The organism is Brevundimonas sp. NPDC055311, assembly GCF_053645695.1.
The window spans coordinates 698,927-716,491 of sequence record NZ_JBSHMV010000001.1 but is presented as its reverse complement, the minus strand read 5'-3'; the positions used below and the strand labels follow the sequence as shown (position 1 = coordinate 716,491).

The 17,565-nt window shown below is 69.1% G+C and carries 21 protein-coding genes; 7 read left to right on the top strand and 14 right to left on the bottom strand.

The features are described 5' to 3' along the window. Nucleotides 1-6: 6 nt before the first annotated feature. On the bottom strand, nt 7-1,566 hold the full coding sequence (locus ACWIDZ_RS03325; RefSeq protein WP_343828901.1) for a L,D-transpeptidase family protein: 1,560 nt from the start codon (nt 1,564-1,566) through the stop codon (nt 7-9). 152 nt (nt 1,567-1,718) lie between these two features. Then, nucleotides 1,719-1,943, bottom strand: a complete 225-nt coding sequence (rpmE, locus tag ACWIDZ_RS03320) for a 50S ribosomal protein L31 (RefSeq protein ID WP_003168899.1) — start codon at nt 1,941-1,943, stop codon at nt 1,719-1,721. Nucleotides 1,944-2,075: 132 nt separating this feature from the next. Here rpmE and ACWIDZ_RS03315 point away from each other — a divergent pair, with 132 nt between their 5' ends. Further along, complete coding sequence (locus ACWIDZ_RS03315) at nt 2,076-3,920, top strand: ABC transporter transmembrane domain-containing protein (protein ID WP_343828902.1); 1,845 nt, start codon at nt 2,076-2,078, stop codon at nt 3,918-3,920. Between the two features lie 34 nt (nt 3,921-3,954). On the opposite strand, the gene ACWIDZ_RS03310 is transcribed toward ACWIDZ_RS03315, so the two are convergent. The 6 genes from ACWIDZ_RS03310 to ACWIDZ_RS03285 all read right to left on the bottom strand — a co-directional run bounded on the left by ACWIDZ_RS03310 (nt 3,955) and on the right by ACWIDZ_RS03285 (nt 8,342). Next, the gene (locus ACWIDZ_RS03310; protein WP_453988758.1) at nt 3,955-4,995 is read right to left on the bottom strand and encodes a glycerophosphodiester phosphodiesterase; all 1,041 of its coding nucleotides are present in this window, start codon (nt 4,993-4,995) and stop codon (nt 3,955-3,957) included. A 254-nt stretch (nt 4,996-5,249) separates the two neighbouring features. Further along, entirely contained in the window at nt 5,250-6,056 is an 807-nt protein-coding gene (locus ACWIDZ_RS03305) for an inositol monophosphatase family protein (protein ID WP_125900056.1), read from the bottom strand. A 133-nt stretch (nt 6,057-6,189) separates the two neighbouring features. Further along, nucleotides 6,190-6,756 (bottom strand): elongation factor P, encoded by a 567-nt coding sequence (efp, locus tag ACWIDZ_RS03300; protein WP_200167699.1) that lies wholly within the window; start codon nt 6,754-6,756, stop codon nt 6,190-6,192. Between the two features lie 127 nt (nt 6,757-6,883). Further along, complete coding sequence (locus ACWIDZ_RS03295) at nt 6,884-7,420, bottom strand: tryptophan-rich sensory protein (RefSeq protein WP_453988757.1); 537 nt, start codon at nt 7,418-7,420, stop codon at nt 6,884-6,886. Nucleotides 7,421-7,492: 72 nt separating this feature from the next. Continuing rightward, nucleotides 7,493-7,993, bottom strand: coding sequence for a bacterioferritin (gene bfr, locus ACWIDZ_RS03290; protein WP_291776578.1), 501 nt, complete (start codon nt 7,991-7,993; stop codon nt 7,493-7,495). Nucleotides 7,994-8,156: 163 nt separating this feature from the next. Further along, nucleotides 8,157-8,342 (bottom strand): (2Fe-2S)-binding protein, encoded by a 186-nt coding sequence (locus ACWIDZ_RS03285; RefSeq protein ID WP_291776575.1) that lies wholly within the window; start codon nt 8,340-8,342, stop codon nt 8,157-8,159. A 117-nt stretch (nt 8,343-8,459) separates the two neighbouring features. On the opposite strand from ACWIDZ_RS03285, the gene thiE reads away from it, so the two are divergent. The 3 genes from thiE (at nt 8,460) to ACWIDZ_RS03270 (ending at nt 11,786) form a co-directional block, all read left to right on the top strand. Continuing rightward, on the top strand, nt 8,460-9,131 hold the full coding sequence (gene thiE, locus ACWIDZ_RS03280) for a thiamine phosphate synthase (protein ID WP_453988755.1): 672 nt from the start codon (nt 8,460-8,462) through the stop codon (nt 9,129-9,131). A gap of 64 nt (nt 9,132-9,195) precedes the next feature. Then, on the top strand, nt 9,196-10,875 hold the full coding sequence (locus ACWIDZ_RS03275) for a sensor histidine kinase (protein WP_346487383.1): 1,680 nt from the start codon (nt 9,196-9,198) through the stop codon (nt 10,873-10,875). A gap of 59 nt (nt 10,876-10,934) precedes the next feature. Continuing rightward, the gene (locus tag ACWIDZ_RS03270) at nt 10,935-11,786 is read left to right on the top strand and encodes a hypothetical protein (RefSeq protein WP_453988754.1); all 852 of its coding nucleotides are present in this window, start codon (nt 10,935-10,937) and stop codon (nt 11,784-11,786) included. Nucleotides 11,787-11,790: 4 nt separating this feature from the next. Here ACWIDZ_RS03270 and ACWIDZ_RS03265 read toward each other — a convergent pair whose 3' ends face one another. The 4 genes from ACWIDZ_RS03265 to ACWIDZ_RS03250 form a co-directional block, all read right to left on the bottom strand. Continuing rightward, a complete protein-coding gene (locus ACWIDZ_RS03265; protein WP_291776567.1) occupies nt 11,791-12,126 on the bottom strand; it encodes a VOC family protein in 336 nt (111 codons plus the stop codon). A gap of 232 nt (nt 12,127-12,358) precedes the next feature. Beyond that, the gene (eco, locus tag ACWIDZ_RS03260; RefSeq protein ID WP_453988753.1) at nt 12,359-12,871 is read right to left on the bottom strand and encodes a serine protease inhibitor ecotin; all 513 of its coding nucleotides are present in this window, start codon (nt 12,869-12,871) and stop codon (nt 12,359-12,361) included. A 50-nt stretch (nt 12,872-12,921) separates the two neighbouring features. Then, on the bottom strand, nt 12,922-14,112 hold the full coding sequence (locus ACWIDZ_RS03255) for a thiolase family protein (RefSeq protein ID WP_453988752.1): 1,191 nt from the start codon (nt 14,110-14,112) through the stop codon (nt 12,922-12,924). Between the two features lie 73 nt (nt 14,113-14,185). After that, entirely contained in the window at nt 14,186-15,022 is an 837-nt protein-coding gene (locus ACWIDZ_RS03250) for an acyl-CoA thioesterase (RefSeq protein ID WP_453988750.1), read from the bottom strand. A 164-nt stretch (nt 15,023-15,186) separates the two neighbouring features. Between ACWIDZ_RS03250 and ACWIDZ_RS03245 the strand changes: the two genes are divergently transcribed. Next, a complete protein-coding gene (locus tag ACWIDZ_RS03245; protein ID WP_024353273.1) occupies nt 15,187-15,681 on the top strand; it encodes a winged helix-turn-helix transcriptional regulator in 495 nt (164 codons plus the stop codon). A gap of 34 nt (nt 15,682-15,715) precedes the next feature. On the opposite strand, the gene ACWIDZ_RS03240 is transcribed toward ACWIDZ_RS03245, so the two are convergent. Beyond that, nucleotides 15,716-15,949 (bottom strand): hypothetical protein, encoded by a 234-nt coding sequence (locus ACWIDZ_RS03240; RefSeq protein WP_453988749.1) that lies wholly within the window; start codon nt 15,947-15,949, stop codon nt 15,716-15,718. After that, nucleotides 15,931-16,359 carry a hypothetical protein gene (locus ACWIDZ_RS03235; RefSeq protein WP_453988747.1) on the bottom strand — a complete coding sequence of 143 codons (429 nt, stop codon included), beginning with the start codon at nt 16,357-16,359 and terminating at the stop codon, nt 15,931-15,933. Before ACWIDZ_RS03235 ends, ACWIDZ_RS03240 begins: the two co-directional genes overlap by 19 nt. Before the next feature lie 113 nt (nt 16,360-16,472). On the opposite strand from ACWIDZ_RS03235, the gene ACWIDZ_RS03230 reads away from it, so the two are divergent. Beyond that, the gene (locus ACWIDZ_RS03230; protein ID WP_453988746.1) at nt 16,473-17,168 is read left to right on the top strand and encodes a helix-turn-helix transcriptional regulator; all 696 of its coding nucleotides are present in this window, start codon (nt 16,473-16,475) and stop codon (nt 17,166-17,168) included. Between the two features lie 66 nt (nt 17,169-17,234). After that, on the top strand, nt 17,235-17,564 hold the full coding sequence (locus ACWIDZ_RS03225; RefSeq protein WP_453988745.1) for a VOC family protein: 330 nt from the start codon (nt 17,235-17,237) through the stop codon (nt 17,562-17,564). Nucleotide 17,565 lies beyond the last annotated feature (1 nt).

Here is a 17,565-nt window from a genome sequence, read left to right as displayed (position 1 = left end):
CCTCGCTTACGGCGTCACTTCGTCCGGATCGATCGGGGCGTCGGCCACCACCTGCGGCAGGTTGACGGCGATGCCCAGGGCGTCGGCCAGCTTGGCGTCGCGCTTGTAGACGTCTTCGCGGAAGGCGACGCGGCCCTGACCGTCGACGAAGGCGGTCCAGTAGAGCAGGCGCACGCCGATGTTGCGGCCGGTGGTCACGCGCTTGGTCTCGCCGCTGGCCTGGGCCGCGTCGAACACGGCCAGGCGTTCAGGGTCGGGCGACAGCAGCAGGCGGGCGAAGCCGATGGCGTCCTGCACCCGCACGCAGCCGTGGCTGCGCTGGCGCACCGACAGGTTGAAGGCCCCCCGCGCCGGGGTGTCGTGCAGGAAGATGGCGTAGCTGTCCTGCAGCTCGAACTTCACATTGCCCAGCGACGACTTCGGCCCGGCGCGCTGCACCACCCAGCCGTCGGCATTGACGTACATGTCGTTGGCGGCGAGGTAGCCGGGGCCCTTGGGCAGGATCTCGCGCCGGGCGATGCCCATGGGCACGGTCCACGGCGGATTGGCCACGACCGAGGCGAACGGCTTCTCAAGGCTGGGGGTCTGGTTGGCGGCGGTGCCGACGATGACGCGGTTGGAGTGAACCGGCTTGCCGTCCTTCCAGTAGACCATGATGGCGGCGGCGGTGTTGACCTCGATCCGCTCGGGGTTGAGTTCGCGCTTCAGCCAGCGGCGACGCTCCAGGTTCAGGGCGATCTGGCGGGCTCGGTCCTCGGCCGTGGCGGTCAGGGAGCGCTGGGTCGCAGGGCCGACGCGGCCGTCGGAGCCCAGGCCGTGACGCGTCTGGAAGCTGCGAACCGCCTGCTGAAGCTCGGAGCCATAGGCCAGGTTGCCCTTCAGCCGCTCGGCGGCGGCGGCGCTCAGGTCGCCCTCGGCGGCGAGGCGCGCGGTCAGGGCGGGGATGCGTGGGTCGCTGCTCCCCGGCTCGATCGTGCCGCTGCTCAGGCGGAAGGCGGGCCAGCCGCCCTGACGGGCGATGCGGCGATAGCGGGCGTAGCCGGCCGACAGATTGGTGTAGCCCAGGTCCGTGGGGGGCAGGGCGTCGAACCACTGGCTCAGCGTGTTGGCGGCCACGGCGTCGACCAGGCCGCGCGGCAGGTCGACGCTGTTCTTCTGCATCTCCCACAGCTCTTCGACCGTCTCGGGCCGGATGCGGCCCTCGGCCAGGACACGGGCGTAGGCCAGGGCGGCGGCGGTGGTGCGGATCTCGGCCGTCTCGCGGTCGGCGGCCAGGCCGACGAAGTCGAAGAAGTCTCCCGCCGGCAGGCCGTGGCGCTCGGCGCCGACGGCGACTTCCTGCAGCACGCGCAGGCGATCGGCCGTCCAGATCGGCTTGCCCTGGGTCAGTTGGTAGACGGCGCGGACCTCGGCCTGCTGGGCGGCGGGCAGGCGCCCGGCCTGGGCGTCGAAGCCGGCGATGAAGATCTGCGGATCGGTGGTGCGCGTCTGGGCCAGCGCTCCGCTCGCCGCCGCCAGCGTCAGGCTCGTCGTGGCGACGCCAAGGCCCAGTTCCCGTCGGTTCATCGTCTGCAACTCATGTGGTCCGATCAGGCCCGGACCCAGCGTCCACGCCCCAAATGATCGAACGCGTTCATATTATCGGCGTTCCGGGCAACAAAAAAGCGCCGGCCCTCGGACCGGCGCTTTTGTGGCGAACTTGTCGCACCAAGCGTGGCTTACTTCTTGATGAAGCCGCCGAACTTGTTGTTGAAGCGCGACACGCGGCCGCCGCGGTCCATCAGGTGCTGGTTGCCGCCGGTCCAGGCCGGGTGAGACGTCGGGTCGATGTCCAGGTTCAGCGTGGCGCCTTCCTTCCCGTAGGTCGAACGGGTCTGGTAGGTGGTGCCGTCGGTCATCACAACAGTGATGAAGTGGTAGTCGGGGTGCGTGTCCGCTTTCATCGATCTTGTCCGTCTCTGCGCGACGACGATGCCGACCGTCACTGCGCGTAAATAGAGAATCCCGCCGCAGGGCGCGACGGGAGCGAGGGGCGGCGTTTACACCGGGGGGCGTTCCGGGGCAAGAGCGCGGCCATGACCCACGCAGAACCCCAACGCCACGCTCAACCGACAGGCCGCCCCGGCGCCGGGGCCGTTCTGGCCGAGCAGATGGAAGAGGCGGGCGGCAAGCGCGCCAAGAGCCGCAACATTCGTCCCCTCGGGCGGCTGCTGCCCTTCCTGGGGCGGCACAGGATGGACGCAGGCATTTCGGCGATCTGGCTGATCGGTTCGACCGTCGCCTCCCTGGCCCTGACGGCGACGGCGCGCGGGGCCATCGACCAGGGGTTCGAGAGCGGCGGCGCCCATATCGACAAGTGGTTCCTGATCCTGGGCCTCAACGCCGTGATCCTGGGGCTGGCGACGGCGCTGCGCTATTTCTACGTCACCAAGACGGGCGAGCGGATCATCGCCGATCTGCGTCAGGCGCTGTTCCAGCGCATCCTGACCCTGGACCCTGTCTTCTTCGCCCATATGCGCACGGGCGAGGTGCTGTCGCGCCTGACCACGGACATCCAACTGGTGGACACCCTGCTGACCACCTCGATCAGCTATGCGCTGCGCAACCTGCTGACCCTGATCGGCGGGGTGATCCTGCTGTTCTTCGTCAGTCCGAAGCTGACGGCCTTCGTCCTGCTGATCGTGCCGCTTCTGATCGTGCCGCTGTTCCTGTTTGGCCGGGTAGTGCGACGTCTGACGGTGAAGTCGCAGGACACCTTCGCCGGGGCGGTGGGCTTCGCCGGGGAAAGCGTGGACGCCATAGAGACGGTTCAGGCCTTCGGTCGTGAAAGGAGCGCCATCGGCCGTTTCGGCGCGGCGGTGGAGGAGGCGTTCGGCGTCTCCCTGAAGCGGATGCGGGCGCGGGCGGTGATGACGGCCATGATCATCGTCGTCATGTTCGGCGGCGTGACCCTGGTGCTGTGGCTGGGCGCGCAGGACGTGATCGCCGGGACCATGACGCCGGGCGCTCTGTTGCAGTTCGTGCTGCTGTCGGTGTTCGCGGCGGGCGCCGTCGGCGCGCTGGGCGAAAGCTGGGGCGACGTGCAGAAGGCCGCCGGGGCCATGGAGCGGATCGACGAGTTGATGCGCGCCACGCCCGCCATCGCGCCGCCCGCCAGCCCGGTCGCCCTGCCGCAGCCGCCGCGCGGCGAAGTGTCGATGTCGGCTGTGGACTTCGCCTATCCGGGCCGCCCCGACCTGCCGGCGCTGAAGGGCTTCAGCCTGACCGTGCGGCCGGGCGAGACGGTGGCCCTGGTCGGGCCGTCGGGGGCGGGCAAGTCGACGGTCTTCCGCCTGCTGCTGCGTTTCTATGACCCGCAGTCGGGCCTGGTGTCGGTGGACGGCGTGGACGTGCGCGCGGCTGATCCGGTCGATGTGCGCAACCGCTTCGCTTGGGTGTCGCAGGAGGCGCCGCTGTTCTCGGGCTCGGCGCTGGAGAACATCCGCTTCGGCCGCGAAGCGGCTACGCTGGAGGAAGCCCGGGCCGTCGCCGCCGAGGCTCAGGCGCTCGGCTTCATCGACGCCCTGCCGGAAGGCTTCGACACGCCGCTGGGCGAGCGCGGCAAGAGCCTGTCGGGCGGGCAGCGCCAGCGTCTGGCCATTGCGCGCGCTCTTGTGCGCGAGGCGCCGATCCTGCTGCTGGACGAGGCGACCAGCGCGCTGGACGCCGAGAACGAGCGTCTGGTGCAGGCCGCGCTGGATCAGGCGATGTCCGAACGCACCACCCTGGTCATCGCCCACCGTCTGGCGACCGTGCTGAGGGCCGACCGCATCGTGGTGATGGACGGCGGTCAGGTGGTCGAAGAGGGCACGCACGCCGAGTTGACGGCCAAGGGCGGCCTGTATGCGCGGTTGGCGAAGCTGCAGTTTCAGGGAACCTAGGGAGCAACCCCCTCCCGGCGGGAGAGAGAGTAGGTTAGCGTGCGTCTACAGCCGCTGCGGGATAATCGCTGAACACGGCGTCGACGCCCAGTGCGTAGACCGTCTTCAGCCAGCCCGCCAGATCGCCGTGGTCGGCCGGCGCTTCGCCGATGCGGTATTGGGCGGGCAGGAACAGGTTCTCCGCCCGGAAGGTCCAGACCACGACCTTCAGTCCCGCCGCATGGGCGTCAGCCGTGAGGCTGGAGGCGTCCAGCGCCCGGCCCGCGTCGTCACGCGGCACGACCATCAGATCCTGCACTCCGATCGCGGCGGCATGGCGGGCGATCTCGGCCAGACCCTCTGACGTCGCCATCTCTGCATAGGTCGCGCCCGGCCGGTCGGCGGGGCCGCCGCCCGCCTGCATCAGTTGCAGCAGGGGGGCGTCGATGCGCGCGGCCAGTCGCTCCAGAGTCCCGACCTCGAAGCACTGGATCAGGATGGGGGCGTCGGCGCCGGTCAGGCTGTGGCGCTCCAGCGCGGCGACGAAGGCGTCCTCCATCGGCAGGCCCAGAGCGGCGAAGTGGGACGGGTGCTTCAGTTCGGGCGCAACGCCGATGACGCGGCTGGTGCGGGCGCTGGCGTCACGGGCGATCTCGACCACTTCGTCGAAGGTCAAAATCGGCTCCTGGCCGTCGAAGGCGGCCGAGGCGGGGCGCAGGGCGGGCAGGCGCTCGCGGGCGCGCAGGGTCTTTAACTCGGCCAGGGTGAAGTCTTCGGTGAACCAGCCGGTGATGGGAACGCCGTCCACGTCGCGGGTGGTGCGGCGCGCAGCGAACTCCGGACGGTCGACGACGTTGGTGGTCTCGCCGATCTCGTTCTCGTGGCGGACGACCAGATGACCGTCGCGGGTCATGACCAGATCCGGTTCGATGAAGTCCGCGCCCTGTTCGATGGCCAGATCATAGGCGGCGCGGGTGTGCTCAGGGCGCTCGCCCGAGGCGCCGCGATGGGCGATGACGGTCGGCTTGGCGGGGGGAGCGGACATGGCCGGTTGGCTCGACGACAGGAGGACGGCGGTCAGGATGGCGGCGATCATGCGCGAAGGGTAGGGGGCGGACGTGACAGGCGCGTGATCACGTGACCCTCTCCCGGCGGGAGAGGGCTTGAGCGCGCGGCGGCGCAGCCGTCGCCCTTGCGCGAAAGGGTGAGAGGCTTGTCCTGTCCGTCGGCGTGAGCCGTGGCGCGGCGGCTCACGCCGACTTTCGCCGTGAACCCTCACCCTTTCGCCTTGGCCAATCGCTTCGCTCTTGGAGGCTCAAGCCCTCTCCCATCAGGAGAGGGCTGCATGCCTTACGCCTCGCGCAGGATCTTGCGCAGCTTGGCCTGGATTTCCGGGTTGCCGGCGACGATCTGCTTGCCGCTCATGGGGTCGCCGTCCTGGTCGATGGTGGTGACGACGCCGCCGGCCTCGGTGACCAGCAGGATGCCCGCCGCCACGTCCCACGGCTGCAGGTTGCGCTCGAAATAGGCGTCGTAGCGGCCTGCGGCGACCCAGGCGAAGTCCAGCGAGGCCGCGCCCAGGCGACGGATTCCTGCGACGCGCTGGCCGACGGCGTGGATGTCCTTGATGGCCTGACCGTGGCCCGTCTTGCCGATGAAGGGCAGGCCCGTGGCGATCAGGCACTCGGCCATGTCGGCGCGTCCGGCGATGCGGATGCGGGTGTCGTTCAGGTAGCAGCCCTTGCCCTTTTCGGCCCAGAACATCTCGTTCATGACCGGGTTGTAGGTGACGCAGGCCACGATCTCGGACGTGCCGTCGGGATGCTTGCGCTCCAGACCCACCGTGATGGCGAAGTGGGGCATGGCGTGCATGAAGTTGGTGGTGCCGTCGATCGGATCGACGATCCAGGTGTGGGTCTTGTCGGTGCCCTCGACCATGCCGCGTTCCTCGCCCAGGAAGCCGTAGCCCGGGCGGGCCTTCAGCAGCAGTTCGAACAGGGTCTGCTCGGCCTTGACGTCGGCGGCGGTGACGAAGTCGCCGGGGCCCTTGCGGGACACCTGGAGCTGGGACACCTCGCCGAAATCCCGGAGCATCGGGCGGGCGGTCTTGCGGACGGCGTCCATCATGACCTGGAGCAGGGCGGAAGCGAGGGCCATAGGCGGTTCTCCTGATCCGTCGATCCTCGAAAGGCCTGCGGCCCGGATGGACGGAGAAGCAAAAGGGGCGCGGACCATCCGCGCCCCTGTAGTCTTTACAGCGCCCGGCCTTGGCCGGGAATGACGGCGTTTGTTAGTCCGCGCGGCGGACGTATTCGCCGGTCGAGGTGTCGACGATGATCTTCTCGCCCGTCGACATGAAGGGCGGGATCATGACGCGGATGCCGTTCGAGGCCTTGGCGGGCTTGTAGGACGACGAGGCGGTCTGGCCCTTCACGGTCGGCTCGGTCTCGACGACTTCAAGAACGACCTGTTCCGGCAGTTCCAGGCCGATCGGACGCTCTTCGTGCGACTCGATGATGACCTTCATCCCTTCCTGCAGGTAGGGGATGCGGTCTTCGCCGACCCAACCCTTTTGCAGTTCGATCTGCTCATAGGATTCGTCGTCCATGAAGACGAGGGTCTCGCCGTTGTCGAACAGGTAGGAGTAGTCGCGCTGTTCCAGCGTGACGCGCTCGACCTTGTCTTCCGAGCGGAAGCGTTCGTTCAGCTTGTTGCCGGTTTCGAGGTTCTTGGCCTCGACGTTGGCGAAGGCGCCGCCCTTGCCGGGCTTGACGTGGCTGGCCTTGGTGACGACCCACAGGCCGCCGTTGTGTTGCAGGACCATGCCGGGCTTGATGGTGTTGGCGTTGATTTTCATGAGAACCGTAGGGCTCGTTGCTGGGGGGCGGCAGGCGCCGACCGCCAGGGCGTGGCGCGCCAAATCGCCGGGAGCCCTAGAGGATAAGCCGAAAAAGGGCAATGGCGCTGCTCGGCGACTCGCGGATTCAGGCCGCGTCGTTCAGACCGCGTTCCGCCTGATTGGCCAGGCGCACGCCCATGCCGGTGGGGGCGGCCAGCTTGCCCGCGCCGGGGTCAAGTTTGCGCGCCTCATGGGCGAAGGCGGCGGCCAGACCCGCCGAGGACATGGCGGCGAGAATCTGGGTCCAACGTCCTGTGGGCCGCGCGGCCAGCCAGACGGCGTTGACCGTCTGGGCGACGGCCCACAGGCCCATGGCGGCGTTGCGTCCGGGCCTCGCGGGCGCGTTCCACACGCGCAGGGCCGACAGGGTGGTGGCGGAGAAGACGGCGGGGAGGATCAGGCTGAACGGTCCGCGCGGCCGCTCGGTGATCGGACCCTCGCGTTTTCGGGCGCCGGTCAGGCCGCGTGTCTGCGGGGGAACGGCGCGGGTCGCCACGGCTGTCGCCGCCAGGGCGAAGCCGACGGTCAGCGCCGCGCCCAGGGCGACGTGGCGCCAGTCGCGGCCTTCGGCGTTGAGGAAGTCCGCCGCGTGGTCGCGGGCGGCGTCGAGGGCGTCGTCCATGCTGCTCATGCAGCCAAGAACAACCGGGCGCGGCGGACGTTCCCGCCTTCTGAGGCCGCGCCCGACCTTGGATCAGTTCCCCGTGGCGGCGCCGTCGGTGACGATTTCCTTCATCGCCGACTGCAGATAATTCTGCGCGCCCATCAGTTGGATCAGGCTGTGCTGGTTCTCGAGGAAGTCGACGTGCTCCTCGGTGTCGGCCAGGATCTTCATCAGCAGGTCGCGGCTGACGTAGTCGCGGGCTTCCTCGCACTGGGTGACGGCGTCGCGGGTCGTGGCGCGGCTGTCGATCTCCAGCTGCAGGTCGGCGCCCAGGCATTCGATCGGGTCTTCGCCGACCTTCAGCTTGTGCAGATCCTGCAGATTGGGCAGGCCGTCCAGGAAGAGGATGCGCTTGATCAGCATGTCGGCGTGCTTCATCTCGCCGATCGATTCCTCGTAGATGACGTTGCCGAGGTGGGCCAGGCCCCAGCTCTCGAACATGCGGGCGTGCAGGAAGTACTGGTTCACCGCCGTCAGTTCGTTGGTCAGCACCGCATTGAGGGTGCGGATGATCGCGGGATCGCCCTTCATGGTCGTCGTCCTTCAAAAAGCAGCGGCGGAGACGGCCTCGACGCAAGGCCGAGCCTCCTGACCGCCCGTGACGACCTTCATATCACGGCTTTGCAGCCGCTGATTATTTGCGAGTTTTTATCACTGCATTGATAATGCGAGTGAAATCCGCTTTCAAAACCGTCTATTCGGCGGCGATGGCGAAGGCGGTCTGGGTTTCCTGGATCATCTGGCGCATCTCGCACACGCATTTGGCGCACTGGGGCGCGCACTGGTGGCTGGCGAAGATGTCCTTCGGGCGGCTGGCGCCCGCCTCGATGGCGAGGGCGACGTCACGCTGGCGAAGACCGTTACAATTGCAGACGTACAAGGCGAGGCACCCGGAACACTGAGAATGGCTCGCTATAGCACTTATTAAGGCGGGTGCAAATCATTCGCATGCACATGCGACATTGACGGCGCCGACGCCGACGGGCAGGGCTCGGCCATGGCTCGTCAACCGCAAATTCCCGCCCGTCCGCCTTGCCGGCTGTACCTGATCACCCCGGCCGCCATCCCGGATCTGGACGCTTTCGCCGCCGATCTGGAGACCGCCCTGGCGTCTGGCGACTGCGCCGCCCTGCAGATCCGCCTGAAGGAGGCCTCGGACGAGGAGATCCGGGCCGCCGTCGCCCGGCTGAAGCCGATCTGCCAGGCGCACGACGTGGCTCTGATCCTGAACGACCGTCCGGATCTGGCGCGCGCCACGGGCTGCGACGGCGTGCATGTGGGCCAGGAGGACGCCTCCCTGGCCGAGGCGCGTCGCATCATGGGCGAGGACGCCATGATCGGCGTCACCTGCCACGACAGCCGCCACCTGGCGATGGAGGCGGCCGAGGGCGGGGCGGACTATGTCGCCTTCGGCGCCTTTTTCCCGACGGCGACCAAAGAGGTGCTCCATCACGCCGAGCCCGAGATCCTGACCATCTGGCAGGAGACGATGGAGGTTCCCTGCGTCGCCATCGGCGGCGTCACGGCCGAGAATGCGGGCGGACTGGCCGCGGCGGGCGCGGACTTCGTGGCCGTCAGCGCCGGGGTCTGGGCGCATCCGCAGGGGCCGGCGGCCGCCATGCGGGCCTTCGACGCGGCCCTCGCGGCGGCTTCGGCGACCGTCGCCTGACTTCAGAGGATGTTTAGGAAGCTGGGGCAGGGTGCGAGGCCAGTGTCGCATCGTGGACCCGATCATGACGATGAGCCGCGCGCTCGAAAGGACTGAAGCCGTCGTAGAGCCGTCGGGCCTGGCGCCCGTCGCGCCCCCGTCGTCGCAGGCGAACGCCGCCTTCTTTCGACAGCCTCTGCTGCCGATCCTGACCGCCGTGGGGGTGACGATCCTCGTGGTTCTGGCGATCAGCTTTGCCCGGGCCAATGGCGTGGTCGCGGCCCTCTGGGGCGCCGGCGGCCTGGCGATGGCCCTGTGGCTGCGCGGCGGTCGGGGAGCCGCCTATGATTGCGGCTTCGCCGTGCTGATCGCCGCGGGAGTCCTGGCGGGCGAGTTCCTGAGCGGCAATGGGCCGACCCTGGCTCTGCTTTTCACCGTGGCCAACCTGTTGGAGATCGCCCTGGCGGTGGTCCTGACACGACGGCTGGTGACGGGACTGCACGTCGACAGCGTCGAAGGATTGGCGCGGTTCCTGATGGTTTGCGCCATAGCGCCGCTGCCGTCCGCCGTGTTCAGCGCCGTCGCTCTGCACATGATGATCGGCGTGGATCTGCTGGATTCGCTGCGGATCTGGTGGAGCGGGCACGCCCTGGGCTTCGCTGTCCTGGGCGTGTTCGGTCTGACCCTGCGCCGAAAGCATCTGGATATTCTGCGCCAGCCCGCGCGTCTGGCCGAGGGCGTGGCGCTCAGCGCTCTGATCCTCGGGGCCTGCTACGCCATCTTCTCGCAGTTGAGCCTGCCCTATGGGTTTCTGCTGCTGCCGCTGCTGGTGCTGATGGCGGTGCGCTTCCGCGTGGTCGGCATCGCCTGGGCCCTGGTGATCGTTTCGATCATGGCCATCGGCGGCACCATGGCCGGGAACGGCCCCTATCACGCCTTCGCACCCGAGCAGCGGGCGATGCTGGGCCAGCTTCTGGTGCTGCTGGGCTATATGCCCATCGTCATGGTCGCCGCCCTGCTGGAGGAGCGCGACCGCCTGACCGAGCGGGCTCGCGAGGGCCGGCTGCGGGCCGAACGCGCCTCGGCGGCCAAGTCGCGCCTGCTGGCCAATGTGGCTCATGAGATCAAGAGCCCGATCGGCGGCGTCATCGGCATCGGCGAACTGTGGGCCGGAGGGCACCTGGGCGCGACGACGCCCAATCAGGTCGAGATGGCGCAGATGCTGGTCAAGACGGCCCGCCAGGTCGAGGCCCTGACCCATGATCTGCTCGACGTGGCGCGGGCCGAGGCGGGGGCGGTCAAGGTCGATCTGAGGCCCACCGACGTCACCGGGGTGCTGGAGGACGTGCGCCGCAGCCTGCTGCTGAATCCTGAGGCGGCGGCGGTGAAGATCGACGTCGTGGCCGCCGGCGATCACCTGGTGGCGCGGGCCGATTCCCAGCGCCTGACCCAGGTGGTGGGCAATCTGGCGAACAACGCCGTCAAGTATGGAGCGGCGGGCGGCCTGGTCGTCCTGCGCGCTGCCTGGAGCGGCGACCGCGTGCGCATCGAGGTCGTCGATCGCGGGCCGGGGCTGTCGGCCGAGAAGCAGGCCCAGTTGTTCGAGCCCTTCAATCGCCTGGGGCTGGAGCGTTCGGCCATTGAGGGGCACGGCGTCGGCCTGACCCTGGCCAAGCGGCTGGTGGAGCTGCAAGGCGGCGAGATCGGCGTGACCTCGGCGCCGGGCCAGGGCGCGACCTTCTGGGTGGAGCTGCCCGGCGCCTGATCGTGAAGGGCGAGATGGCCGCTTGACCCGGCGCGGCCCTCGCCGCCAATGTCGACGCCATGAAAACCCTGATCGTCGCCCTGTCGCTTGTCGCTCCGCTGGCTGCGGCGGCGACGCCCGCATCCGCCCAGCAGGACCCGGAGGAGCGCGCCCGCATCGAGGATCTGACGCGTCGGTTGAACGGCGCGCCGCCCGCGCCCCAGAGAGCCGCGCCCGAGAGAGCCGCGCCGCCGACAGCCCAGGCCGCGCCTCAAGCTTCGCCGTCAAGATCGACGCCTGCGCCTGCCGCATCCCCGCCTGCGGCCGCGCGCCAGGACCCGGCCGAACGGGCGCGGATCGACGACTTGACCCGCCGCCTGAACGGCGCGCCCGCTTCGCCGACGCCGGCCTCGCCGACGCCGTCATCCGCAGTTCCCCCGCCGACCCCCCAGCCTCAATCGCCGAGGCCGACGACGCAGCCGCAGGCCGCCCCGCGCACGCCGTCCGCTCCGCCCTCTGCGGCGCCGGTGCGCTCGCCGCAGCCCGCCCCCGCGCCCGCGCCCGCGCCTCAGGGCCTGAGCGCGGCCGAGCGGGCGGCCCTGCCGTTCCGCATCGACCTGCCGCCGGGCTTCCAACTGGTCGAGGGACGGGCGGCGCCGGGCGCTCACGTCTATTCGGCACGCAAGGCGGGCAAGACCTATCTGATGATCTACGCCGGGCCTTCCTCGCAATTTCCGATCTATGACGGGGAACAGATCACGGTCGGCGGCCGCGTCTCGGTGGTGACGACCGAAGGCCAGCGTCGCATCGCCATGGAGCACCTGTTCCAGCGTTCGGCCGAACCGGCTGAAATTCATGTCTGGCTGATGGCCCAGGACGGCGCCGACCGAGACGAGGCCGAGCGCATCGCCCAGACCGTCGACCCGAAGTAGAGCCTTACTTTTCGGACCAGACGGCCAGTTCGTTGCCGGACGGGTCGCGGAAGTGGAAGCGTCGCCCGCCGGGGAAGGCGAAGATGGCGTGGGTGATCGCGCCGCCCGCCGCCTCGACCCTGGCTTGCATGGCCTCCAGATCGTGGGCGTAGAGAATGGGCAGGGGCTTGGGCGTCATGGCGTCGGGGGTGAAGCCGCCGTCCAGCCCTTCGCTGAACGCCGCATAGGCGGGTCCGTAGTCCTGGAAGCTCCAGCCGAACGCCTGGGCGTAGAAGGCCTTGTGCGCCGCCAGATCCGTCGCGGGCAGTTCGAGATAATCCAGCTTGCCGTCTTCGCGCATGGCGACTCTCCGAGAGAAATGGAGACGGACGCTTGCACGACGGCCGACTCTGCGCAAACCTGCAAATGGTTCGCAAATGCAGGAGTCGGCCTATGATCGTCCTGAGCGCCGGATGCGCCTCCCTGGCCTCGCTGATGCAGCGGGATGCGGATGGAAGACGTGGGCCTGATACAGAACGGGCGCCGATCGAATCCGACCGACGCCCGCGTCTGATTTCAATGAACGGCGGCGATCAGCGCGCCGTCTGGGTCTCGCCTGCACGCCACACGCGATAGCGCACCTCGACGTCCGACGGCGTGTAGACCACCACCGGCAGGCGCGAGTTGTAGCGGATCAGCGGCTGCTCCTGCGTCGTCACGAAGGCTTCGCGCTCCGAGCCCGGAGGGCAGCCCATCAGGGTGCTGGCCGCGTTCCCTAGGGCGGGCAGGATATAGTAGTCGTAGCCCCAGCCCTCGGCGGTGCGGGTTTCAAGACGGCCGCCGAAGAACTGGCGGTTGCAGTCGACCGTCTGGGTCTTGCCCAGGATCAGCTCGACCTTCAGCGCATCCTCGTCCGACTGGGTCGGCAGGTTGATGACGTGGCGGGTCTGGCCCGCCGTTGCGGCCGGGAAGGCCTTGAGGTCAGCGGAACCGGCCTGGCCGGTCACGGAGTCAGCTTGGGTCATGGCGCCTTCGGCCTGGGCGGTGGCGCAGGCGGTCAGGCTGAGGGCGGCGACGCCGACGGCGAGCAGGGCGGGGAGTTTCAAGGGGGAGGTCTCCGTAGTCAGTAAGCTAGGCCGCCGACAACGCCGCAGGCTCAGACGAGTTCCACCGCCATGGCCACGGCCTCGCCGCCGCCGATGCACAGCGAGGCCACGCCCTTCTTGCCGCCACGCGCCTGAAGCGCCGCCAGCAGGGTGGACAGGATGCGCGCGCCCGAGGCGCCGATGGGGTGGCCCAGCGCCGTGGCGCCGCCGTTGACGTTCAGCTTGGCGCGGTCGATGCCCAGTTCCTGCTGGGCGATCATGGCGACGACGGCGAAGGCCTCGTTGACCTCCCACAGGTCCACGTCCTCGACCGACCAGCCGGCCTTCTTCAGGGCCTTCTGCATGGCCGGGACCGGGGCGGTGGTGAACAGCGCCGGCTCGTGCGCGTGGGCGGTGTGGCTGACCACGCGAGCCACGATCGGCAGGCCCAGCGCCTTGGCCGTGCTTTCGCGCGTCATGACCATGGCGGCCGCACCGTCGGAGATGGAGCTGGAGTTGGCGGCGGTGACGGCGCCGTCCTTGACGAAGGCGGGCTTCAGCGTCGGGATCTTGGCGGGGTCGGCCTTGCCGGGCTGTTCGTCCTCGCTGACCGTCACCGGGCCCTTGCGGGTGGCGACCTCGACCGGGACGATCTCGGCCTTGAAGGCGCCCGAGGCGATGGCAGCCTTGGCGCGGGTCAGGCTTTCGATGGCGTATTCGTCCATCGCTTCGCGGGTGAACTGATACTGGGCGGCCGCGTCTTCGGCGAAGACGCCCATGGCCTTGCCGGGGGAATAGGCGTCTTCAAGGCCGTCCATCATCATGGAATCGACGATGACGTCGTGGCCGATGCGGGCGCCGCCGCGGTGCTTGTTCATCAGATAGGGGGCGCCGGTCATCGACTCCATGCCGCCCGCGACTATGACATCAGCCGTGCCCGCCAGCAGGGCATCGTGCGCCATCATGGCCGATTGCAGGCCCGAGCCGCACATCTTGTTCACCGTCGTCGCCTCGACGTGCTTGCCCAGGCCGGCGCCGATGGCGGCCTGACGCGCGGGCGCCTGGCCCAGGCCGGCGGGCAGGACGCAGCCCATGAAGATCTGCTCGACCTTTTCAGGCGCGACGCCCGCGCGCTCGACGGCGGCCTTGACGGCGGCGGCGCCCAGATCGGTCGCCTTGACCGGCGACAGTGCTCCCTGGAAGCCGCCCATCGGGGTGCGGGCGAAGGAGCAGATGACGACGGGATCAGCAGCGGCGGTCATGACAGGCGTTTCCGTAAGTGAATCGTTTCGAGGGGGGATTAGGGGAGGCGAAGGCCCGCTGGCAAGCGGCGCCTCACAGCAGCTTGCGACGCTGGCGGGCGAGGGCCAGCGGGCGGCCGTCCGCGCCCCAGGCGATCGCCTCATCCACCGACCAGCCCAAGCCGTGGTCCAGCAGGCGGTATTCGAAGAAGGCCCAGCCGTCGGGCGCGCTGTCCGGTGTCGGATCGGCCAGGAAATCGCAGCGCAGGTCCACCGTCGTCATCATCGGCGGCACCTTGAAGGCCGTCCAGGCGGGCGGATACAGGGCGTCGAGCAGGTAGCACATCCGCAGTTCGTCCAGCGGCGCGCCGTCCTTCACCCGCATCCACACCCGCTCGACGACAGGCTTGCACTCATTGCCGCCCAGGATGTTGGGGCCGCCGTCGAAGCGATAGTCGACGTGCTGAGAGAAGCGCGGGGCCATCGGACCGCTGATGCCCGGCGCGTCCTTCAGGCTGTCCAGTGAGGGCGGCGACGCCAGCAGGGGCGTCAGCGGCGTGGGCGTCGCGCCGTCGGGGCCGTAGGTGGCGCTGGCGTGGTGGGTCAGCTTCGAGCCTTGGCCGCCCTCGACCACGGCATAGGCGACGTTGCGGCCGCCGCGCAGCATCCGGGGCCGGAAGTGCAGGGACTGACCATAGCGGGCGGCGGCCAGATACTGGACCGTCAGGCTGCGCAGCGGCGCCTCGATCCCCAGACCCTGGCGCATGGCTCCGGCGCACAAGGCCGCCAGCAGGCCGCCGAAGGGGAAGCCCGCCTCGGGCGGGGCGCTGATCGGGCCGTTGGAGAACTCGCCCGACAGATGGGCGGCCAGGACGCCGTCATCTTCGGGCGTCAGGCGGAAGGCGGCGTGGATCAGCTCGGGTTCGGTCATGGCTCTCATCGAAAAGCGGAGGCGGAACCTGCGACGGCGCCGCCTCCGAGTCGAGGGAAGGAAACGGCCGGGGAGCGGCCATGTCCGTTGCAAATAGAAACTGACTTACTCCGTCGCGATTGGCAACCCTTGTCAAAAGCCTGACGCGAGGTCACTTTCCGGTCATGGGACGCACCGCCGACTATTCGCGCCAGAGCTGCTCGGTCGCCGCCACCCTCGAGGTGATCGGTGATCCGTGGACCATGCTGGTCATCCGCGACGCCTTCAACGGCGTCCGTCGCTTCGAACAGTGGCAGGAGCGGCTGGGCGTCGCGCGCAACGTCCTGGCCGCGCGCCTGAAATCCCTGGTGCATCACGGCGTGCTGGAGCCGCGCCCCTATTCCGAGCGCCCGCCGCGCAACGAATATGTGCTGACCGCCAAGGGCAAGGATCTGTACGGCGTCCTCGTCACCCTGCACGCCTGGGGCGAGAAGCACGTCTATGGCGACGAGGCGTCGGGCATCGTCCTGCGCCACAAGACCTGCGGCCATGACCTGAAGCCGCGCATCGCCTGCGGCTGCTGCAATGAGATGGTTCGCCCGCGCGAGGTGGAGGTGGTCTTCACCGAGAACCGACCGACCGTCGGCGAGGTCATGCCGACCAAGGACGAAGCGGCCTGAGGGTTTGCGTCGGTGCAGGCTGGCGGATAGCCGATCAGCCTGTCTTGTGCTGCGAGACGTCGTCCGAGCCGCCCATGCCCATCCCCATGCCCATGCCGCCCCCTCCGCCGCCGGAGCCGCCGCCCTTGGCGTCGTCGCGGCCGCTCTTGCTTCCTGACGGGCGGGCCGGACCTTGCGGCGGAATGTCGAGGCCGCGCGGGACGGGGGTGAGGTCCAGAGCCTTGCGGATGAAGTCTCGCAGGGAGACGACTAGGGCGTGGGTGCGCACCGGCCGTCCGGCGACGAGGTCGCGCGCGGCCTGTTCGGCCAGGCGCACCTGGTCTTCCGTCCCCAGCAGGATGATGTCGGACAGGGCAGATTCAACGCATCGCGGATGCGGCGGGCGCGGTCCGAGCGTGCGTGAGCGGCGGCGTCGTCGTCGCCGGCGCCGCCGCGCCGGATGTCGCGCATGTGGCGAGGATCGACGCTTAGATCGCCGGTGAAGGATCCGCCCAGCACCTTATAGGCGGCGATCAGGGTGCGCAGGCGCTCGTTGATCTGGCGGTTCATCCGTTCGCGCCGCTGCTGGATGGCGAACATCATCATCAGCCGTATGCCCATCCCGATCAGTGTGACCAGGGCCAGGCCCAGCAAGGTGGCGAACAGGCTCTGCCATGAGCTGAAGTCGATGCCGCGCAAGGGCGTTCTCCCGTTGGAAATCCATCATGTCCGCTCAGGCGGGGCGGGAGCAAGAGCGTCTCTGTCCGACCCATGCTGCCGCTTTCTGACAGCAAGTCTGTTAAGCTTGCGGGGTGTCGCGCTCCGAACGTCTTCTTGATCTTCTCAACACCCTGCGGCGACATCGTCGGCCCGTCAGCGGCCGCGCGCTGGCGGAGGAGACGGGCGTTTCCCTGCGCACCCTCTATCGCGACATCGCCAGCCTGCAGGCGCAGGGCGCGACGATCGAGGGCGAGCCGGGCGTGGGCTATGTGCTGAAGCCCGGCTATCTGCTGCCGCCGCTGATGTTTACGCCGGAAGAGATCGAGGCCCTGGCCCTGGGCTCGCGCTGGGTGGCCGAGCGGGCGGATGCGCGGCTGCGCGATGCGGCGCTGAGCGCCCAAGCGCGGATCGCGGCGGTGCTGCCGCCGGACCTGCGTGATGAGATGGAGGCCTCAGCCCTGTTCATCGGGCCGGGCGCGCCGATCCCGGCCGATGCGGTCGATCCGGCCCTGCTGCGCAAGGCGATCCGCATCGAGCGCAAGCTGAGGCTGAACTATCGCGACGAGGCGGGCGCGGCGTCGGACCGGGTCGTCTGGCCCTTCGCCCTGGCCTTCTTCGACCGGGTGCGGCTGCTGATCGGCTGGTGCGAGCTGCGCGGCGACTTCCGCAGCTTCCGCACCGACCGCATCGTCGAGGTCGAGGTGCTGGAGGCCCGCTATCCCACGCGCAAGGCGGTGCTGCTGAAGCGATGGCACGAGGCCTGCGACCGTCAGGGGCCGCCGCGATGATGCTGACAGAAACTGGCGGCAGGTCCGGCTAGGTTCTCTTTCTGTTCAGGCGGAGGGACCTTGACCATGAGCGACGACATTGTGCTGAACGTGGCCGATCCGGACGCCAGCGCGCGTTTCTACGCCGGGCTGCTGGGCCGACGACCGGTCGAGGCGGGGCCGGACCATGCCGTTTTCCTGCTGGCGCCGGGGCGGAGACTCAGCCTGTGGCGCGGTCGAGGCGGAGCGCAGGCGGACCTGCGCATGGAGGCGCCCGGCGTGGTCGATGAACTGCACATCGACTGGTGGGACCGGGGCGCGCGCATCGTCCTGCCGCCGACGGACATGGACGGCGGCCACGGCTTCGTGGCGCGCGACCCGGACGGCAACTGCCTGCGGGTCTATGCGGCGGCGTAAG